We start from the raw sequence: 20,296 nt of genomic DNA on the forward strand, positions 1-20,296 counted from the left end.
CGAACCCGGGACCATCATCGCGATTTCCCCTGCCGGGGAAACCTACCTCACCAAACCAGACCCACCACCAACACCACCAACACCATCACCGGAAACCCCACCACCCTTCTAAGGTGAAGTCCGTTCTGAGTAGTGTTTCCCTCTTGAGTAGTGCTGGACCATTCCAAAAAGGCTCGCCGAGAGTGAGCTCTGACGACTCGGAACACGGTCGACCCACCAAACCCCACTCTTCGACGAGTGGGGGGAGGCGGGATGGGTGGAGACCTGGAGTTCAAGCACCGCCGAATCACGCAGCAGGGGCGGTGACCACCCTTCCGGATGGCCACCGCCCCTGCTGTAGGACGACGTGTGATTGAGGGGGATTGAGCCCTACTTCACGTCCTCGTCGACCCAGTCGAACGTCCGAGTGACAGCCTTCTTCCAGAGCCGCATCTGGCGGTCCCGCTCTCCGGTATCCATGGAGGGCGTCCACCGCTTGTCTTCAGCCCAGTTGGTCGCCAATTCGTCGGTGTCCTTCCAGAACCCCACCGCCAGGCCGGCCGCATAGGCTGCACCAAGCGCCGTGGTCTCTGTGACCTTGGGACGGATCACCGGGATGCCCAGGATGTCGGACTGGAACTGCATCAGCGCATCGTTGGCCACCATGCCGCCGTCGACCCGAAGATCCTCCATGTCCACTCCGGAGTCGGCATTCGCCGCATCCAGGACCTCACGGGTCTGGAACGCAGTGGCTTCGAGTGCCGCCCGGGCAATGTGGCCCTTATTGACGAAACGGGTGAGCCCAACAATCGCGCCGCGGGCCTCTCCGCGCCAGTATGGCGCAAACAGACCGGAGAACGCTGGCACGATGTAGACGCCACCGTTATCCTCAACCGTTTCCGCGAGCTGCTCAACCTCGGGCGCCGACTTGATGATGCCCAGATTGTCCCGCAGCCACTGAATCAGGGATCCCGTTACGGCGATCGAACCCTCGAGGGCATAAACCGCCTTGGCGTCACCGAGCTTGTAGCAAACGGTGGTCAGAAGTCCGTTCTTGGAGTGAACGATCTCTTCACCAGTGTTGACGATCATGAAGTTGCCGGTGCCGTACGTGTTCTTGGCTCCGCCCTTCTCGAACGCCGCCTGCCCGAACGTCGCCGCCTGCTGGTCACCGAGAATGCCTGCAACTGGAACTTCACGCAGCAGCTGCGACGTGTGGACCGTTCCGTAGACCTCGGAGGATGACTTGATCTCCGGCATCATGGACTTCGGCACGCCAAACGCGGCGAGAATGTCGTCGTCCCAGGACAGGGTCTCCAGGTCCATGAACATGGTCCGTGAGGCGTTGGTGACGTCAGTGATGTGTACACCGCCGTCGGTACCTCCAGTGAGGTTCCAGGTGACCCACGAGTCGGTATTGCCGAACAGCAGTTCGCCGGCCTCGGCCTTCGCCCGCGCGCCCTCAACGTTGTCAAGGATCCATTTGATCTTGGTGCCCGAGAAGTAAGTGGCCAGCGGAAGTCCGACCTGCTGCTTGAACCGCTCCACTCCCCCATCAGCCGCCAGTTCGTCAACAATGGACTGCGTACGGGTGTCCTGCCAGACAATCGCGTTGTACACGGGTTCACCGGTGGTCTTGTCCCAGACCACCGCCGTCTCACGCTGGTTAGTGATGCCGACGGCGGCAATATCGTGCCGCGTCAGGTTCGCCTGCGATAACGCGTTGCCAATGACCTCGCGGGTGTTGTTCCAGATTTCGATGGGATCATGCTCCACCCAGCCTGCCTTGGGGAAGATCTGCTCGTGTTCCTTCTGACCCGAAGACACAATGTCCCCGCTGTGATCGAAGACGATCGCCCGGCTGGAGGTGGTGCCTTGGTCAATCGCAATAACGTACTTCGACATGTAGTGCTCCTCTTTGAGTATTCCGTCGGTAAATGGTGCCGGCGCGGGCGGCCTCGGGACCGTCGCACCGGGTAGGTGTGCTAACGAAGGACTGTGCTAGCCGGTAACTGCGGGGAAGGTGACCAGCATGGCAACCAGGCCACCCAGTACGCCGCCGATCAGTGGACCGACAACTGGCACCCATGAGTAACCCCAGTCGCTGCCGCCCTTGCCCTTGATGGGCAGCAACGCGTGGACAATCCTGGGACCGAGGTCACGTGCCGGGTTGATGGCGTAACCGGTGGGCCCGCCAAGGGACGCACCAATACCAACAACAAGGAGTGCGACGGCGAGTGGGCCGAGGCCCGAGGGTGTGCCGGCGAAAGCGATGACCACGAACACCAGCACGAAGGTCCCGATGATCTCGGTGATCAGGTTCCAGGCACTGGACCGGATGGCCGGTCCGGTGGAGAACACGCCCAGCTTGTTGGCCGGGTCGGGCTCAGCGTCGAAGTGCTGCTTGTAGGCCAGCCAGCAGAGGAAGGCACCGAGCATGGCTCCAATAAGCTGCGCAGCGAAATACGCCAACACATTGACGAATGACTTGTCGATATCGGGGCCGAACGCGTCAATATCGGAGTTGACGAGCAGGCCGACCGTGACAGCGGGATTCAGGTGCGCACCCGAGAGCGCCGCGACGTAAACGCCCGCGAACACCGCCAGGCCCCACCCGAAGTTGACCATCAAGAATCCGCCGTTGTTGCCCTTGGTACCGGCCAGCGCGACGTTGGCAACGACACCTGTACCTAGCAGCAACAGCAGCATGGTGCCGAACATTTCGGCAACGAATGCTTCCAGAGACATCTTTGACTCCTTTGATTATTCATTTTTAGCGAACCCAGCCCACGGCTGTGGTTCTCTTGCTCCCCCCGGCAGCTGCTGCCGTTGGTCCTACAGCCGCTCAGGGAGCGACAATTAGCTGCGCGCCAGGTACCGCTACGCAACCAAATCTTCAGTACTGACGTGGTGCGACTCCCGCAGCACCCGTTCAGCCAGTTCGATCTCTGCCGCGGCTGTGGCGCCGCTCCAGCCCACCAATGGGGCAAGGGTATCAGCGAGTTCCTGCAGCAACTCGCTGGTCACCAACCCCCTGAAGGCAATCGAGGTCCGGCGGATCAACACATCGGCCAAGTGGCCCACCTGCTCGTGATCAACCATGTAGGCCAGCTCGCGGCGGCTCAGCTCCGGCGTAGAGGACAGCAGCCGGTCGGGGCCAGCCCGCAGGTAGTCGATGACGTCGACGGCGCGGGTTCCATATCGGGTCAACAAACCCTCGACGCGCGCGGCGGATAGTCCGGGTTCAACGTGGGCAGTCACCCAGGCCTTTTCGCCGGACGGGGTGGTGGGGAAGCCCCGTCCACCGCCGATCGCCAGACCGGCAGTCGTCGTCGTCCGCTGTTTCCCGAGGATGGCCAGGACGTCGTTGGTCAAGTGCTCGGACAAGGCGCGGAAAGTGGTCCACTTGCCGCCAACCAGGCTAAGCGTGGTCACTGCCCGGCTTCCCGACTGATCCTGCCGCTTCTCGATCCGGTAGTCACGTGACACGAAACCTGGCTGCGTGTCGTCGTGCCGCGGCAACGGGCGGACGCCCGAAAAACTGTAGACAACATCGGCCGGCTCCACAACGATCGCCGGGAACACGTGACCGATCAGCTCGATGAAGTAGTCGACCTCTTCGGGTGTGCACACGGGGGGCGTGTCCATCTCGGTGTCGATGTCTGTGGTGCCCACCAGAACGCGATCACCGATTGGGTAGACCAACACGATACGGCCATCGATGTGTTCGAAGAAAATCTCGCGTCCTGCGCAGGCCGCAAGCAATTCTGGGTGATCCAGGACAATATGCGAGCCTTTGGTGCCGCCCATGAACGCGCTGGCCTCGCCGAGGGCGTCATTGGTCCCGTCGACCCAGGCACCCGTCGCATTGACGACGACGTCGGCGGCGAAGCTGAATTCCTCACCAGTGAGTTCGTCCCGAAGCAGGACCGACCCGTTGTCACGCCCAATTGCGCTGACATAGTTGCTGGCCCGAGCTTCGGGATTAGCGGCAAGGCCATCGCGGAGGACGTCGAGGGTCATCCGTTCAGGGTTGTGCACCGACGCGTCGAAGTAGGTGGCCGTGTACCGTACATCGGGCCGCAGGTCAGGAAGCTGGGCAAGCGACACCCGGCGACCGGCGAAGCGGTGCCGCGGCACGGCCCCGCCGTCCCGGGAGAACCAGTCGTACATGGTCAGGCCCGCCTTGATCAGGAAGGCACCCCGCTCGCGCGGTTGGCCGTGCTGGCGATGGGTGAGGAACCGCAGCGGTGCAGCGAGAATCCCGGAGAAGGTGCTGAAGATGGGGATGGTGGTCTGCAGCGGTTTGACGTAGTGGGGTGCCGTTTTCAGCAAGGCGTTGCGCTCAACCACCGATTCGCGGACCAGCCGGAACTCGCCGTTTTCGAGGTACCGGATTCCGCCGTGGATCATGTGGGAGGACGCCCCCGAGGCTCCCTGGCAATAGTCGCCGCGCTCCACCAGAGTCACATCGACGCCCTGGAGTGCAAGGTCCCTGAACGTTCCCACGCCATTGATCCCGCCACCAATGATCAGCACCGAGGCGCGCGACGTCTTCCTCAACTGCTGCACCCCTGGCCGTTCAGCGGGTGTGCTGACTGCACCATTAGCACTGGCAGATTCAGCCAAAACATTCTCCTCGACGTCATTCGGCAGCACTGGATCCGCAGCCGTTCCACCTATTCTTGAAATGCTGGGAATAATAGTCAATGGTGTTGCACATACGTGCACGAGAGACTGAGGATTTGGCTATGAACGTTCGACCTGAGACTGAAAGAACCGATTCCGCTGCACAATCTTCCGCTGAGGACCTCAAGCGGTCTAGGAGCGGTGACGCCCTCCGGGCCGCCCAGATGTATTACCTGCAGGATTTGACCATGAACGCCATTGCCCGCGAGCTACGGACCTCGCGTTCGACCGTGTCGCGACTGCTGTCGATGGCCCGGGAAACCGGTCTGGTGCAGATCCAGGTGAACAATCCGCTGCAGCGGGCGCCGTCCCTGGAACAGCAGATCCGGCGCCAGTATGGGGTGGAAGCCCATGTGGTTCCGGTGACCGACATTGTCAGCGACTCCGAGGTACTGGACCGCGTCGCCATCCAGGCAGCGCGCACCATCGGCCCCCTCGTCGACTCCAACGCTATTATTGGCGTGGCCTGGGGCTCAACGGTGAGCGCCGTCAGCTATCACCTGACCCGCAAGGTCACCCATGACAGCACCATCGTGCAGCTCAACGGCGCCGGCAACACCCAGACCACCGGCATTACCTATGCCAGCGAGATCCTGCGCCGATTCGGCCAGGCCTACGGCGCCCGGGTGGAACAGTTCCCGGTGCCAGCCTTCTTCGATCATGCCGAGACCAAGACCGCCATGTGGGCGGAACGAAGCGTCCTGAGGATTCTCGACCTCCAGCGGCGGATGACCATGGCCATTTTCGGCGTCGGTTCGACCGGAGCTGGCATCCCCAGCCACGTGTACTCGGGTGGCTATCTCGACGACGCCGACCTACGCGCCCTGGAGGAACACAGCGTGGTCGGCGATGTCGCAACCATGTTCTTCAGGGCCGACGGTTCGCACAGCGACCTCCTCCTTAACCAACGCAGCACCGGCCCCGAACTCGACCTGCTCAGGCAGGTCCGCAGGCGGATCTGTGTGGTGTCCGGCGAGACGAAGATCAACGGGCTGCGCGGCGCGCTGGCGGCCGGCCTCGCCACCGATCTGATTCTTGATGAGGGCTCGGCACGGCGGCTGGTGCACGGCGGGTCCCGCTGACCCACGCCCACTTCGGTATGGTCGAGGTATGCATAAGGCACCGAAAATTGCGCTCAACAACGGGGTACAGATCGATCAGATCGGCTACGGCGTGTACAAGGTGCCGCCCGAAGCGACACGGGACCTGTGCGCCCTGGCGCTGGAGTCGGGCTATCGCACCATCGACACCGCCGCGATGTACAGCAATGAGGCGGGGGTGGGCAGCGCAGTGCGCGACGCCGTCGCCGCCGGCTGGTTGGAGCGCGACGACGTGTTCGTCACCACCAAGGTGTGGAATGACCATCACGGCTACGATTCGACCCTGCGCGCCTTTGATGCCTCCCAAAAGGAGCTCGGCCTGGACGCCGTTGACTTGGTCCTGATCCACTGGCCCTGCCCGGACAAGGACCTCTACGTCGATACGTTCCGCGCGCTGGAACAGCTGTATCACGATGGTCGGGTGCGGGCCATCGGGGTATCCAATTTCCAGCTTCCCCACCTTGAACGGCTGCTCGCTGAAACATCGGTAGTCCCCGCCATCAACCAGGTCGAGTTGCACCCCTACCTCCAGCAGCACGCCCTGCGTGAGTTCCACGACACCCACGGCATCCTCACCCAGGCCTGGAGCCCGTTGGGCCGGGGCGCCATCCTGGCTGACCCGGTGATTGGTCGGATCGCATCCGAGCTGAGCCGAACCCCGGCCCAGGTGGTGCTGCGCTGGCATGTGCAGTCCGGCCACGCGGTCACCCCCAAGGCGAGCAACCGCGCCCGCATCGCCAGCAACCTCGACGTCTACGGATTCGACCTCAGCCCCGCGCACCTTGAAGCGCTGCAAGGCCTCGACCGGGACACCCGTTTCGGTTCCCACCCGGATCGGGTGAACTAGATCGTGCCCATCCCCCCCATCACGGTGACCCGCGAGGCCACCATGATGACCCTGTCCTACCGCGGTGCGGCCCAGCGCTACTGGGACTTCCCACCGGTATCCGGCACGGATCCGGCTGGGCCCACCGTCTTCATGGTGCACGGCTTCAGGGGTGATCACCACGGGTTGCTCCGCATCGTCGAAGAGCTGCCCGCGCACCGGGTCGTCGTTCCTGACCTCCCCGGGTTCGGCCAATCGGAGGCGCTGGACGGGATTCACGACGTCGACGCGTATGCCGATTTCGTCGGCTTCAGCGTCACGGCGCTCCGCCTCGCCAACGACTCCGTGCTCCTCGGGCACTCGTTCGGATCCATTGTGGCGGCCCGGTGGGCAGCATCCCACCCGACGGCGATCGCAGCCCTGGTACTCATTAACCCGATCTGCGAACCCGCCCTCGAGGGCTCCAACCGGTTCGCTTCGAAGCTGGCTGCCCTGTACTACCGAGTGGGGGCTGCGCTCCCCGAGAAGCTTGGTCTGGCTCTGCTCGGTAATCCGCTGATAGTGCTTGGGATGAGCTCCCTGCTGGCCAAAACCCGGAACCGTGCCCTGCGCAAGTACATTCATGGCCAGCATCTGAGTTATTTCAGCAAGTACGCCAGCCGCCGGGTACTGCTGGAGGCGTTCCAGGCATCGATCACCGGCACGGTGCGGGACAGCGCGGCGCAGCTCGCGATGCCGGTGCTGCTCATCGCGGCGGAGAAGGACGATTTGGGTTCAGTCACCGGTCAGCGGGAACTCGCCGCAATGATCGCCGACTGCAGGCTGGAGATCATAAAACGGGTGGGGCATCTGGTGCACTATGAAACCCCCGGCGAGGCTGCTGGATTGATCGACACTTTCCTGATGGAGACTCTCCGATGAGGATCCTGTTCGATGCCCGATTCACGCGGTTGGGTCAGCATGACGGCATCAGCCGCTACGGTGCCAGCCTGATCGCAGCGGTAGCGGAGCGTGCCGAAGTGGTGATGCTCGTCTCCGACCAGCGCCAGCTGAAGTTGCTCCCCGACGTCCCCCACGTCATGATCAATTCCCCCCTGTCCCCGCGTGAGCTGTTCGTGGCGGCCCGGATCAATCGGCTGCGACCCGACGTCGTGATCTGCCCGATGCAGACAATGGGAACCTGGGGCCGCACGTATCCCCTGGTGCTCACCCTGCATGACCTGATCTACTACCAGAACCCGCAACCGCCGGGCTTCCTCCCCTTTCCGGTGAGGGCGCTCTGGCGGCTTTACCATCTGGCGTACTGGCCACAGCGGCTGTTGCTCAACCGGGCCGACGTCGTTGCTACCATCTCCGAGACCACCCGTCAGCTTATGGCTGAGCATCGGCTGACACGTCGTCCGGTGCGGCTGGTCGGCAACGCACCGCAGGCAGATACCGTGGTTCGTGCAGCGGGTGTTGAGCCTGGCCGGGACCTGCTGTACATGGGATCCTTCATGCCGTACAAGAATGTTGAGGCAATCGTCGCGGGTCTGCGGGGACTCGACGGGTACACGCTGCACCTGCTCAGTCGGATCACCGCTAGCCGTCGCGGCGAGCTGGCGGGACTGATTCCACCCGGGCAACAGGTCATCTTCCACAACGGGGTCAGCGATGAGCGTTACCAGGAGTTGCTGCGCTCGGCCGCCGCCCTGGTGACCCTATCCCGCGCCGAAGGGTATGGCCTCCCGATCGTCGAAGCCATGGCCGCCGGGACCCCGGTGATCGCCGCGGACACCCCGATTTTCCGGGAGGTCGGTGGGGATGCTGCCCTCTATGTGGACCCCGACGAGCCGGCTCAATTCACAGCGGCAGTCCGTACCCTGGCGGAACCCGAGCTGTGGCAGCGGGTGTCGCAGGCAGGCAAGGCTCAGGCTGGAACCTACTCCTGGAACCGGTCGGCAGATCAGCTGCTCGAGGCTGCCACCATTGCAACGGTCGAGTACGCCGGCCGGGCAGGGCTCGGCAGACTCCGCCCATTCCGCCGAGGGATCAGCTAGATCAGGTCCGCAGCATCGCAGCGGATATGCACGGGCTCGGTGGTCCCTTTGGCTGACATGGCCGACTTACGGGCCTTCAGCCACGCAGTCGCCGCAGGCGCGCTGCGGTAGCTGAAGAACAACAGCAGCCGGTGCTGATCCACGCTGGAGGTCTGGGTATCGGATTCATCGGCTCGTTGGCCGTGTCCTGCCGGCCGCCCACCCGCCGCGCGACCGGTCCGCCCTGGGACAGGCATCGGACCAACAGTTCGCAGGAATAGCCCCGAATCGAGATCCCCGGAAAAGGCCGCCAGCGCCTCCCTGGATCCGGACAATGCGGCGAATCGGACGGCGGGCGGCAACCCGAGGTCGGTCCGGGTGGAGAGTTCGCGGCCCGCCGCGCCCTGCGGGTCCCAGCGCACCAGATGCCCCACCGCCGTCGAATCGTCGGCAGTGATCACCACCAGCCCGCCGTCGGCAGCAGGGCGGGCCAGTAACGCTGCGGTAATCCAGCGGCGCAGAGTGTCCTCCCCAGCCCGCAGGGATTCGCGGGACAGCATCGCCGAACCGTCCAGGAGGATCACCGCCGCGTAGCCGCCCTGCACCAGCGGTTCGGCGCCCGGGGTGGCAACCACCACCGCTGGCGTGCTGGGTACGGTGTCGAGAATGTGTTCCCCGGCGGAGGAGTACACCTTCGACCCGGGGAAGGCCCGGCCCAGCTCCTCGGCGGTCCGGGTGGCACCGGCGACCGTCGCACGCAGCCGTGGGCTCCCGCAGTTCGCGCAGGTCCAGCGCGGGTCGGGCTTTCCGCACCAGCGGCATCCGGGAGCCCCGCCGCGGCCGGTTTGGGCAAGCGGCCCGGTGCACGCCGTGCAGCGGGCCGGTTCGCGGCACTCCTCACAGGCCAGGGCAGGCGAGAACCCGGTGCGTGCCACCTGCAGCAACACCGGACCGCGGGCGAGTCCCTCGGAGGCGGCCTGCCATGCGACATGCGGAATGCGGGCGCGGGCAGCGAGCGGATCCCGGGCCAGTTGAAACTCGTCCCCCGTGTGGATGACCCGCGGCACGCTCCGGCGGACCTCCGAACGATTGGCAGCGATCATCTGAGCCCACCCCGTGGACACCAGCCGGTGCGCCTCGGTGCTTTGTGACCCCGCTGCCAGTAACGCCGCACAGCCCTCCTGCTCGGCGCGGAGCAGCAACACTTCACGGATGTGTTGGTAGGGCGCCCGCTGTTCCTGATGGAGCTCATCGCCGTCGTCCCACACACACACCAGGCCCAGGTCCTGAACCGGAGCGTAGGCTGCCGACCGGGTGCCCACCGCCACCCGCACCCGACCGTGGAGTAGCTTCAGGAAGTTACGGTAGCGGGGGGTTGGGCCGTCCTCCGCGGTGAGCCGCGCCACATTCCCAGCGCCAAGCCGGTGGTCGAGCGCCGCTTCGACGCGTGCCAGGTCCCGCTGGTCGGGGACGACGACGACGGCGCCGCGCCCTGCGTGCCAGACCGCGGCCACCGCTTCGGCGATCTCGGCGGGCCAGTCCCGCGGGCCGTACCCGCCGAGGCTGGTCAACACCGCGCGGGGATTGTGCCCGGCGGCTAGATGCCGGAGGAAACTGGCGCCGTTGTTGTAACGGTCGAAAAGAGCTTCCCTGGCCGCCGTCGGATCGGCCGGGCCGGGCGCAGCGGAGTCAGGCGCAGCAGGTTCGTGCGCAAAAGGTTCGGGCGCAGCGAAGTCAGAAACTGCCGGGCCAGGCGCAGCAAATTCTGTCGCAACGGCGAAAGCAGTATCGACCCGCGCCATCCTGGGCGGGATGGCCACCTTGAGTACGTCGCTGACGGTCCCGGCATAGCGAGCGGCAACCGCACGGCTGAGGGCCAGCACTTCCGGAGTGAGGACCCGCTGCTCCGACAGGACCTTCATCAGCGGCAGCAGCCGGGTGGTGCTTTCGCTGGTGGCCGAGCGTTCAACGATAAACCCGGTGTGCTCCCGCCCGCTGAAACGCACCTTCACCCGAACTCCGGGCTGGGCCGACCCGGCGAGTTCCTCGGGCACGGCATAGTCGAACACCCGGTCGAGGTGCGGCAACGGTGAATCGAGAATGACCTGGGCTACCGGGAGGTCCCCGGCAGGCACCGGCGCTCCCACGGAGTGCGGCGCCGTCGGGAATCCCTGCAGCAGCGACGGTTGCACGGCTCCCCCACTGCCCAACCCATCCGGCCGCTTCAGGGCGCGGCTGGTAGCTGCGGGCACGCTGCGTCGCGGGGGCTGTGCAGAGCCGCTGCCGCCGGAACCGTCCCCGTGTTCCCCGCCGGACAAGCGCGTCCTAGGCGTTGAAATAGCTCCGCAGCTTGTCCACCCGGTCTGTGAGTTCCCAGTTGAAGCCGACATCCTCGCGCCCGAAATGGCCGTGGGCGGCGGTCTTCTGGTAGATCGGCCGCAGCAGGTCCAGGGCGTTGATGATGCCGAGCGGACGAAGGTCGAAGACCTCGCGGATTGCCTTGCCGATGGCGGCCGGGTCGACGGTCTCGGTGCCGAAAGTTTCGACGTAGATCCCGACGGGCTGCGCCATACCGATCGCATAGGCGATCTGGATTTCGGCGCGCCGAGCCAACCCTGCGGCGACGACATTCTTGGCCACCCACCGCATGGCGTAGGCAGCCGAGCGGTCCACCTTGGAGGGGTCCTTGCCGCTGAACGCGCCGCCGCCGTGGCGGGCCATGCCTCCGTAGGTGTCGACAATGATTTTGCGTCCGGTCAGACCGGCGTCGCCTACCGGGCCACCGATGACGAAGTCGCCGCCGGGGTTGAGAATGTGCCGGACGTTGCTGACGTCCAGTTCGGAAGCCGCCAGGACCGGGTCGATGACGTGGATGACAAGGTCAGCCCGCAACTGCTCCAGGTCGACCCCCTGTGCGTGCTGGGATGACACCACGACGGAATCCACGGAAACGGGAACGTCGCCGTCGTAACCGATGGTGACCTGGGTCTTGCCGTCGGGACGTAGATAGTCGAGGGTACCGTCCTTGCGCACCTTGGTCAGGCGTTCGGAGAGGCGGTGGGCCAGCCAGATGGGGGTTGGCATGAGCACCGAGGTCTCATCGCTCGCATACCCGAACATGATGCCCTGGTCCCCGGCGCCCTGCGCATCATAGGGGTCCAGCCCGGTGCCCTGCCGGGTTTCCAGCGAGTTGAAGACACCGTTGGCAATTTCCGGTGACTGCTGGCCGATCGACACCGACACGCCGCAGCGTGCGCCGTCAAACCCGTTCGCTGACGAGTCATAGCCGATCCCCAGCAGGGTCTGACGCACCAACTCGGGAATCTCCACATAAGCCTCGGTGGTGACTTCGCCTGCCACATGGACCAGGCCCGTGGTGACGAGGGTTTCCACTGCGACCCGCGATTTGGGGTCCTTCGCCAGCATGGCGTCGAGGATGGCGTCGCTGATCTGATCACAGATCTTGTCCGGATGTCCTTCGGTGACAGATTCCGAGGTAAACAGGCGCAGGTCGCTGCGGACGGGATGGGCTGAATTCACTTGATCACTCTACTTGGTTCGACCGACAGGATGGCGGGTTATGTGACGGACTGTGTGCGGGGCTGTGTGGCTGGCGCGCGGCTAGCCACGGCCGGATAAGGCTGCCGCTACCCGGGCCACCACAGCAGCGGCTAGGTCGGCTTTGGATCCGATGACCTCAACAGGTTCGGCGCCGCCAGCGTCGAGGATGGTTGCGACCGTGTCATCACGGCCGAACACCTTGCCATCGCCCACCTGGTTCAGCACCAGGTAGTCACACCCCTTACGCGCCAGCTTCTCCCGTGCATGGTCCAGGGAGCTTCCGGTCGGGTCGCCGGTTTCGGCGGCGAACCCGACGATGACCGGTCCGGCACCCGCCTCGCCGCGCTGCTCAACCGCACTGCGCTGCTCAACTGCGCTGCGCTGCTCGACTGCTTCCCGGAGGATATCGGGGTTCCGCACCAGCATGATCACCGGGTTGACGCCATCGGCGCGCTTCTTGATTTTGGTGAGCACCGGCTCCGCGGGCCGGAAGTCGGCTACCGCTGCAGCCATGATCAGCACGTCGGCTTGTTTGGCTGCGCTGAGGGTGGCAAGCCTCAGCTCTTCGGCGGTTTCCACCCGAACCAGTTCGACGCCGTCGGGCGCCGCCACCTCGATGTGGGCGACAATCAATTCTACGGTTGCCCCCTCGGCGAGGGCAGCGACGGCAAGGGCCATGCCCTGTTTGCCCGAGGACCGGTTGCCGAGGTATCGGACCGGATCGATAGGCTCGCGGGTGCCTCCGGCCGTGATGACAACCCGCCGGCCCACGAGGGAACCGTCAACGGGCGCGCCCCCGCTGGCACGACTTGCTGCGGAACCATGTGCCGCACCATAGGCGGCCAATGCGGCGGCGTAAATGTTGGCGGGTTCGGGGAGCCTGCCCGCACCGGAATCGGTGCCGGTCAACCGCCCGGAGGCAGGCTCGAGCACCACAGTGCCACGGCTTCGGAGGGTCGCGACGTTGGCGACGGTGGCCGGGTGATGCCACATTTCGGTGTGCATCGCGGGCGCCATCAGGACCGGGCAGCCGGCCATCAGCAGGGTCCCGGTCAACAGATCATTGGCTATGCCAGCGGCTGCCCGCCCGAGCAGGTCAGCCGTGGCGGGCGCGACGACAACCAAATCGGCGCGCTGCCCCAGACGGACGTGGTTGACCTTATCGACGTCGTCAAACACGCTGTTGCTGACCGGGTTGCCGGACAGGGCCTCCCACGTGGCAGTTCCTACGAACCGCGTGGCGGCGTCGGTGGGGATTACCGTGACGTCATGCCCAGCTTCAGTAAAAAGTCGGAGGAGGGACGCCACCTTGTAGGCGGCGATCCCTCCCCCGACTCCGAGAATTATGCGCACGTGATGAGGAGACGCGTTATTACTGCTCGGTGGATTCGACCGGTGTGGAGACGAGCATGCCCTCGTTGATTTCGCGCAGGGCGATCGAGAGTGGCTTTTCATTCAGGCGGGTGTCGACCAGCGGGCCAACATACTCGAACAGGCCCTCGTGGAGCTGGGAGTAGTACGCGTTGATCTGACGGGCGCGCTTGGCGCCGTAGATCACCAGGGCATACTTCGAGTCCGACGCCTCCAGCAGAGAGTCGATCGGCGGGTTGATGATGCCTTCAGGCTGTGTTGACACAAATACTCCGTAAATGGTTCAGATTGTTGGTGGCTGCCGAGCTCCCGGGTCGCGTGTCTAGCGCTCCAGAGGACTCAGTCCCATCAGTGATACAAGCTCGTCCGCTGCCCGCTGAACACTGTCATTGACCACCGTATGATCAAATTCAGGTTCCGCAGCAAGTTCTAGTTTAGCGGTTTCCAGCCGTTGCCGCTGTTCTTCCTCACTTTCGGTCCCGCGGCCGACCAGCCGGCGCACCATTTCCTCCCAGCTAGGAGGGGCGAGAAACACGAAATTCGCACCGGGCATCGACTCCTTGACCTGTCGCGCGCCCTGCAGATCTATCTCCAGCAACACCGATTTTCCGTCGGCCATGGCGGCGTCCACTGTTCGGCGGAGGGTGCCGTAGCGGTTCCGTCCGTGCACCAGCGCCCATTCCAGCATCTGCTCCGACGCGACCAGGTCATCGAATTCGTCGTTGTTGACAAAGTAGTAATGGACGCCATCCATCTCCCCCGGCCGGGCGGGCCTGGTGGTGGCCGAAACCGACAGCCAGACCTGCGGATAGTTGTCGCGGATAAAGGTCGATACGGTTCCCTTACCGACGGCCGTTGGCCCGGCGAGTACTGTCAGCCGAGGCTGCGACACGTGGTTCCTCACTTGTAGGGTTCCTGGGTTCGCCCCGGTCAGGGCGAAGGATCCTGCTTTGCTAGATGTTCGATCAGGGCCTGGCGCTGATGGACTCCCAGCCCACGTACGCGGCGCGTCGCAGCGATGCCGACGTCGTTCATGATGCCCGCAGCCCGCACGTCACCGACCCCGGGGAGAGCCTTCAGGAGGTCGAGGACTTTCAACCGGCTGACGGCTTCATCCCTGGACATCCCGTTGACCACCTCGCTGACAGTGGTCTCCCCGGTTTTCAACTTCACCTTCAGTTCAGCCCGGACCGCACGGGCCGCTGTGGCTTTTTCGCGCGCTTGCGTCCGTTCGGAGTCGGATAGCGGCTTCAAGCTCACAAGTGCTCCCCTGCAGTAGGCACCGTCCCGCGCTGAACGCTCGGGCAAATGCAATTCTTGTGGAATGGGCTTGCACTGAACCTATCTGTACTGCGGTCCCAAAATCAATTGCCGAGGTCAGCCAACGCGAGTTCAGCAGCCGCCCGCAGCCTGTCGGGATCGGGTCCAGCAGCGAGGATGCTGCGGCTGGCACTGGCGAGCACCAGGGCTGATGCAGCACCAAACGTGTCAGTAAGTTCAGCGGCCCCTGCGCCCTGGGCGCCAATTCCTGGTGCCAGGATCGGACCGTTCAACCGGCCAAGATCCAGGCCGAGCTCACGTACCGCAACGCCCGCTGTGGCTCCGACCACCAACCCCACCGAACCGAGCCCGACGGCGTCCCGGTTCTCCCGGGCCGCGGCGTCGGCGATCACCCGGGCCACGGCGTGACCGACCGTGGGGCCGGCGTCAGGCCCGCCGCCGGGTCCCGCTCCAGCACTTCTCACCCGGGCGTGCTGAACCTCGGCACCCTCAGGGTTGGAGGTCAGGGCCAGCACGAACACTCCGCGGCCGGTCTCGGCAGCAAGCTTCAGGGCGGGGCGCAGCGACTCGAACCCCAGATACGGGTTCAAGGTCACTGCGTCGGCAGCCAGCGCCGACCCATTCCGCAGCCAGGCGTCCGCGTAGGCGGCCATGGTGGAGCCGATATCGCCGCGCTTCGCGTCGGCGATGGTCAGCACCTCCTGGTCTGCGGCAGCGGCGAGGAAGCGTTCCAGCGCTGCCAGCCCAGCGGACCCGTGCCGTTCAAACAACGCCACCTGTGGTTTGAGAATGCAGGCCGTCTCCCCTACCGCGTCCAGCACCGTCAGGGCAAACCGTTCACACCCGGCGGCGTCGTCGCTCAGCCCCCAGGCTCTGAGTAGCGCCGGGTGCGGATCGATTCCGACGCAGAGGCTACCCCGAGCCTGCATCCGGGCAGCGAGACGCGCACCGAAGGTCAGGTTAGCGTCCTGCATCGCGGGCTTCGGTGGCGGCACGCAGGTTGGCGGCGTGTTCCTGCAGGCTGGTGACCGACCATTCGTAGGATCGCATTGCCTCGATCGCCTGCACCGCTGCGCCGAACTCGGGGATGGTGGTGATTACTGGCAGCCCGTAGGACGTTGCGGCGGCACGAATCTCGTACCCGTCGCCGCGGGCCTGGCCGCCGGACGGAGTGTTGATGATCATGTCAATGGTGCCGTCGGTGATCAGGTCGACCACTGTGCCCTCGCCCTGGTCTCCTGTACCCTCGGCGATCTTTCGTACCGTGGTGGCCTGAATACCGTTGCGACGCAGCACATCGGCGGTGCCGCCGGTGGACAGGATCTCGAAGCCGAGATCCACCAGCCGTTTTACCGGCATGATGATCGAGCGCTTGTCCCGGTTGGCGACCGAGACGAACACCCGTCCCTCGGTGGGGAGGGCAGCGTTCGCCGCGGCCTGGCTCTTGGCAAAGGCGGTGTCGAAGTACTTGTCGATTCCCATCACTTCGCCCGTGGACCGCATCTCCGGTCCGAGCAGGGAATCTACCACTGTGCCATCGGTGGTGCGGAACCTGCTGAATGGCAGCACCGCTTCCTTGACCGAGACGGGAGCGTCGAGGGGCAGATCGCCGCCGTCGCCGACCACGGGCAGCAGACCATAGTCGGCGCGCAGGGCGGCGATTGGCACGCCAGTACCGATCAGCGCTGCGGCCTTGGCCAACTGCACCCCGGTGGCCTTCGAGACGAAGGGCACGGTGCGCGACGCCCGGGGGTTAGCTTCCAGGACGTACAGCACGTCGGAGGCAAGGGCGAACTGGATGTTGATCAGTCCACGGACCCCCACCCCTTCGGCGATGGCCAGGGTGGCTTCCCGGACGCGTTGCAGGATGTCGGCGCCGAGCGTGATCGGCGGCAGGACACAGGCCGAGTCCCCGGAGTGGATCCCGGCTTCCTCGATGTGTTCCATGATGCCGCCGAGGTACAGGTCGGTGCCGTCGTAGAGGGCGTCGACGTCGATCTCGATGGCGTCTTCAAGGAACCTGTCGATCAGGACTGGATGCGCCTCGGTGATCTCGGTGGCGTTGGCGATGTAGCGCGAAAGGTTCGCTTCGTCGTAGACAATCTCCATGCCGCGACCGCCCAGGACGTAGGACGGGCGAACGAGGACCGGGTAGCCGATTTTGTCAGCGATCTTCTTGGAGTCCTCGAAGGAGACGGCGGTGCCGTTCTTCGGCGAGATCAGCCCGGCGGCGTCGAGGACACGGCTGAAGGCTCCGCGGTGCTCGGCCAGGTCGATGGCTTCCGGTGACGTGCCGAGGATCGGGATGCCGGCGTCGGCCAGTTCCTGAGCCAGTTTCAGCGGAGTCTGCCCGCCGAGTTGCACGAACACGCCCAGCACGCCGCCGGTACGTTGCTCGGCAGCGATGACCTCAAGGACGTCCTCCAGGGTCAGCGGCTCAAAGTACAGCCGGGTGGAGATGTCGTAGTCGGTGGACACAGTCTCCGGGTTGCAGTTGACCATCACGGTCTCGTAACCGGCCTGACGCAGCGCCATCGACGCATGGACGCAGGAGTAGTCGAACTCGATGCCCTGGCCGATCCGGTTGGGCCCGGAGCCCAGGATGATGATGGAGGGTTTGGCGTGGGGGCCCACCTCGTCCTCCTCGTCGTAGGACGAGTAGTGGTAGGGGGTGTAAGCCGCGAATTCGGCGGCGCACGTATCGACGGTCTTGTAGACCGGCCGCACCCCGAGGGCGTGGCGGACCCCGCGCACCACCGCCTCTGGGGTGTGGGTGAGCGAGCCGAGCTGTTCGTCGGAGAAGCCATGGCGCTTGGCGAGCCGCAACAAATCCTCGGTCAACGACGGCGCCTCCCGGACCGTCGCAGCAACCTCGTTGAGCAGCACCAGCTGGTCCAGGTACCAGGGATCAATGCCCGTCGCCTGGTACAGCTCGTCGATGGTGCCGCCGCCGAGCAGTGCCTGCTGGACCTGGGCGAGCCGCTCCGTGGTGGGCCGTTTGGCTGCGGTGATCAGGGCTGGTACGTCAATATCGATCGACGTGTCGAAGGACAACTGGGAGCCCTTTTGCTCCAGGGATCGCAGCGCTTTCTGGAGCGCTTCGGTGAAGTTACGGCCGATGGCCATCGCCTCGCCCACCGACTTCATGGTGGTGGTCAGGGTGGGGTCCGCGGCGGGGAACTTCTCGAAGGCGAACCGGGGCACCTTGACCACCACGTAGTCGAGGGTCGGCTCGAAGGATGCCGGAGTCTTCTGGGTGATGTCGTTGGGGATCTCGTCCAGGGTGTAGCCGAGGGACAGCTTCGTGGCGATCTTCGCGATCGCGAAGCCGGTGGCCTTGGAAGCCAACGCCGAGGACCGGGAGACCCGCGGGTTCATCTCAATGACGACGATGCGGCCAGTGTCGGGCTCAATGGCGAACTGGATGTTGCACCCACCGGTGTCGACGCCCACCTCACGGATGATGGCGATCGAAATGTCACGCAGCCGCTGGTACTCGCGGTCCGTGAGGGTCATGGCCGGGGCTACGGTGATCGAGTCGCCGGTATGAACGCCCACCGGGTCAAGATTCTCGATGGAACAGACAACCACCACGTTGTCGTTCCTGTCCCGCATCATCTCGAGTTCGTACTCCTTCCAGCCGAGGATGCTCTCTTCGAGGAGCACCTCAGTGGTGGGGCTGTACTGCAGGCCCTGACCCACGATCCGGCGCAGGTCCTTCTCGTCGTACGCGAGACCCGAGCCCAGGCCTCCCATGGTGAAGGAGGGGCGGACCACCATCGGGTACCCGAGGTCGGTGGCGGCGTCCAGGGCGCCGTCAATGGAGTGGATGATCGTTGACCTGGCGGATTCGGCGCCGCAGCGGGCGACGACGCCCTTGAACTTCTCGCGGTCCTCCCCCAGTTCGATGGCCGCGATGTTGGCACCGATCAGCTCCACGCCGTACTTGTCGAGCACCCCGTTTTTGTCGAGAGCGATCGCTGTGTTGAGGGCGGTCTGCCCGCCCAGGGTCGGCAGGAGGGCGTCGGGGCGTTCCTTCTCGATAATCTTCGCCACCACCTCCGGGGTGATGGGTTCCACATAGGTGGCGTCAGCAAATTCCGGGTCGGTCATGATGGTGGCCGGGTTGGAGTTCACCAGGATGACCCGCAGGCCCTCCTCCTTCAACACCCGGAGTGCCTGCGTTCCCGAATAGTCGAATTCGGCGGCCTGGCCAATGACGATCGGACCGGAGCCAATGACCAGGACGCTCTTGAGGTCGGTTCTGCGTGGCATCTAGTTGGTTTCCTTATCGTTGGCGCTGCCCGGCTGGTCATCGGAGCGGGTGTCGGTCATCAACTGGATGAACCGGTCAAACAGGTACGCGGAATCGTGGGGGCCCGCTGCCGCCTCGGGGTGGTACTGGACGGAGAAAGCGGGCAGGTCAAGGCAGGCCAGGCCTTCCACGACGCCGTCGTTCAGGCTCACGTGGCTGACCTCGACCCTGCCAAAGCGGGCCTCGGGGGCCGGAGTGGGGCCGTCGAGGGGCGCGTCGACGGCGAAGCCGTGGTTCTGGGAGGTGATTTCCACCCTGCCGGTGCGCCGGTCAAGGACGGGCTGGTTGATGCCCCGGTGCCCGTACCTGAGTTTGTAGGTGCCGAAGCCAAGCGCGCGGCCCAGGATCTGGTTTCCGAAGCAAATGCCGAAGAACGGGATCCGGGCGTCGAGCACCTCGCGGAGCAGGGCGACCTGCGGGTCGGCGGTGGCCGGGTCGCCGGGTCCGTTGGACATGAACACGCCGCCGGGATGCTCCTGCGCCACCTCGGCAAAGGTTGAGCTGGCGGGAAGCACCACGGTGCGCACCCCCCGCTGGGCGAAGTGCTTGGGGGTCATGGATTTGATCCCCAAGTCAAGGGCGGCAACGGTGAACAGGGGTTCACCCTCCCAGCCGTGATCGGACGGTTCAACAACGTACCGGGCTGTCGCGCTGACCTCATCGGCGAGGCGGGCACCCTCCATGGACTCCTGTCCGGCGACCAGTGCCAGCAGGTCTGCGTCGGAACCGGTGGCCGCCGGTCCGGAGAAGATCCCTGCCTTCATGGCGCCGCGCTCACGCAGGTGGCGGGTGACGGCCCGGGTGTCGACGCCCTGAATGCCGACGATGCCCTGGTCGCGGAGCTGGCCATCGAGGCTCTGCTCGGATCGCCAGTTGGAGGGGCGGCGGGCGGCGTCACGCACAATATAGCCGGCCACCCAGATCCGGCGGGATTCGGCGTCGTCGGCGTTTACCCCGGTGTTGCCGATGTGGGGTGCCGTCTGCACCACCAGCTGGCGGGCATAGGACGGGTCGGTGATGGTCTCCTGGTACCCGGTCATTCCGGTGGCGAAGACTGCTTCGCCCAGGGCGGTGCCCTGCGCACCGTAGCTGCGGCCGCGGAAGGTGCGGCCGTCCTCGAGCATCAGGACTGCGGCGCTCTCTGGCGCGGGCTGGC

At 65.0% G+C, this 20,296-nt stretch carries 16 protein-coding genes; 4 read left to right on the forward strand and 12 right to left on the reverse strand.

Annotated features, from left to right (window positions below; translation table 11 throughout):
* Window positions 1-369 precede the first annotated feature (369 nt).
* The 3 genes from glpK to ACX80A_RS08245 all read right to left on the reverse strand — a co-directional run bounded on the left by glpK (window position 370) and on the right by ACX80A_RS08245 (window position 4,608).
* On the reverse strand, window positions 370-1,884 hold the full coding sequence (glpK, locus tag ACX80A_RS08235) for a glycerol kinase GlpK (protein ID WP_459259228.1): 1,515 nt from the start codon (window positions 1,882-1,884) through the stop codon (window positions 370-372).
* A 96-nt stretch (window positions 1,885-1,980) separates the two neighbouring features.
* Window positions 1,981-2,727, reverse strand: a complete 747-nt coding sequence (locus ACX80A_RS08240) for an MIP/aquaporin family protein (RefSeq protein WP_459259229.1) — start codon at window positions 2,725-2,727, stop codon at window positions 1,981-1,983.
* 132 nt (window positions 2,728-2,859) lie between these two features.
* On the reverse strand, window positions 2,860-4,608 hold the full coding sequence (locus ACX80A_RS08245) for a glycerol-3-phosphate dehydrogenase/oxidase (protein WP_459259230.1): 1,749 nt from the start codon (window positions 4,606-4,608) through the stop codon (window positions 2,860-2,862).
* Window positions 4,609-4,730: 122 nt separating this feature from the next.
* Here ACX80A_RS08245 and ACX80A_RS08250 point away from each other — a divergent pair, with 122 nt between their 5' ends.
* From ACX80A_RS08250 to ACX80A_RS08265, 4 genes are read left to right on the forward strand one after another with little or no spacing between them, the layout of a single operon-like run.
* Window positions 4,731-5,750, forward strand: a complete 1,020-nt coding sequence (locus tag ACX80A_RS08250; RefSeq protein ID WP_459259231.1) for a sugar-binding transcriptional regulator — start codon at window positions 4,731-4,733, stop codon at window positions 5,748-5,750.
* 28 nt (window positions 5,751-5,778) lie between these two features.
* The gene (locus ACX80A_RS08255; RefSeq protein ID WP_459259232.1) at window positions 5,779-6,615 is read left to right on the forward strand and encodes an aldo/keto reductase; all 837 of its coding nucleotides are present in this window, start codon (window positions 5,779-5,781) and stop codon (window positions 6,613-6,615) included.
* Window positions 6,616-6,618: 3 nt separating this feature from the next.
* On the forward strand, window positions 6,619-7,515 hold the full coding sequence (locus ACX80A_RS08260; protein ID WP_459259233.1) for an alpha/beta fold hydrolase: 897 nt from the start codon (window positions 6,619-6,621) through the stop codon (window positions 7,513-7,515).
* The gene (locus ACX80A_RS08265; RefSeq protein ID WP_459259234.1) at window positions 7,512-8,633 is read left to right on the forward strand and encodes a glycosyltransferase family 4 protein; all 1,122 of its coding nucleotides are present in this window, start codon (window positions 7,512-7,514) and stop codon (window positions 8,631-8,633) included. Before ACX80A_RS08260 ends, ACX80A_RS08265 begins: the two co-directional genes overlap by 4 nt.
* Here the strand turns inward: ACX80A_RS08265 and ACX80A_RS08270 are convergent.
* The 9 genes from ACX80A_RS08270 to carA all read right to left on the reverse strand — a co-directional run bounded on the left by ACX80A_RS08270 (window position 8,630) and on the right by carA (window position 20,264).
* Window positions 8,630-10,864 carry a primosomal protein N' gene (locus tag ACX80A_RS08270; RefSeq protein ID WP_459259235.1) on the reverse strand — a complete coding sequence of 745 codons (2,235 nt, stop codon included), beginning with the start codon at window positions 10,862-10,864 and terminating at the stop codon, window positions 8,630-8,632. The two genes, ACX80A_RS08265 and ACX80A_RS08270, sit on opposite strands and share 4 nt — an antisense overlap.
* Window positions 10,865-10,937: 73 nt before the next feature.
* Window positions 10,938-12,152: a methionine adenosyltransferase gene (gene metK / locus ACX80A_RS08275; protein WP_459259236.1), complete on the reverse strand. Its 1,215-nt coding sequence runs from the start codon at window positions 12,150-12,152 to the stop codon at window positions 10,938-10,940.
* An 81-nt stretch (window positions 12,153-12,233) separates the two neighbouring features.
* The gene (gene coaBC, locus ACX80A_RS08280; RefSeq protein ID WP_459259237.1) at window positions 12,234-13,526 is read right to left on the reverse strand and encodes a bifunctional phosphopantothenoylcysteine decarboxylase/phosphopantothenate--cysteine ligase CoaBC; all 1,293 of its coding nucleotides are present in this window, start codon (window positions 13,524-13,526) and stop codon (window positions 12,234-12,236) included.
* A gap of 19 nt (window positions 13,527-13,545) precedes the next feature.
* Window positions 13,546-13,809 carry a DNA-directed RNA polymerase subunit omega gene (gene rpoZ / locus ACX80A_RS08285; RefSeq protein WP_459259238.1) on the reverse strand — a complete coding sequence of 88 codons (264 nt, stop codon included), beginning with the start codon at window positions 13,807-13,809 and terminating at the stop codon, window positions 13,546-13,548.
* A gap of 57 nt (window positions 13,810-13,866) precedes the next feature.
* Entirely contained in the window at window positions 13,867-14,436 is a 570-nt protein-coding gene (gene gmk / locus ACX80A_RS08290; RefSeq protein WP_459259239.1) for a guanylate kinase, read from the reverse strand.
* A gap of 38 nt (window positions 14,437-14,474) precedes the next feature.
* Window positions 14,475-14,804 (reverse strand): integration host factor, actinobacterial type, encoded by a 330-nt coding sequence (gene mihF, locus ACX80A_RS08295; RefSeq protein ID WP_459259240.1) that lies wholly within the window; start codon window positions 14,802-14,804, stop codon window positions 14,475-14,477.
* A 104-nt stretch (window positions 14,805-14,908) separates the two neighbouring features.
* Entirely contained in the window at window positions 14,909-15,799 is an 891-nt protein-coding gene (gene pyrF / locus ACX80A_RS08300) for an orotidine-5'-phosphate decarboxylase (protein WP_459259241.1), read from the reverse strand.
* Window positions 15,786-19,100 carry a carbamoyl-phosphate synthase large subunit gene (gene carB / locus ACX80A_RS08305; protein ID WP_459259242.1) on the reverse strand — a complete coding sequence of 1,105 codons (3,315 nt, stop codon included), beginning with the start codon at window positions 19,098-19,100 and terminating at the stop codon, window positions 15,786-15,788. The genes pyrF and carB overlap by 14 nt, the downstream gene beginning before the upstream one ends.
* The gene (gene carA / locus ACX80A_RS08310) at window positions 19,101-20,264 is read right to left on the reverse strand and encodes a glutamine-hydrolyzing carbamoyl-phosphate synthase small subunit (protein ID WP_459259381.1); all 1,164 of its coding nucleotides are present in this window, start codon (window positions 20,262-20,264) and stop codon (window positions 19,101-19,103) included. It lies immediately after the preceding gene.
* Between the last annotated feature and the right edge of the window lie 32 nt (window positions 20,265-20,296).

It is taken from the genome of Arthrobacter sp. TMN-50 (assembly GCF_054511125.1).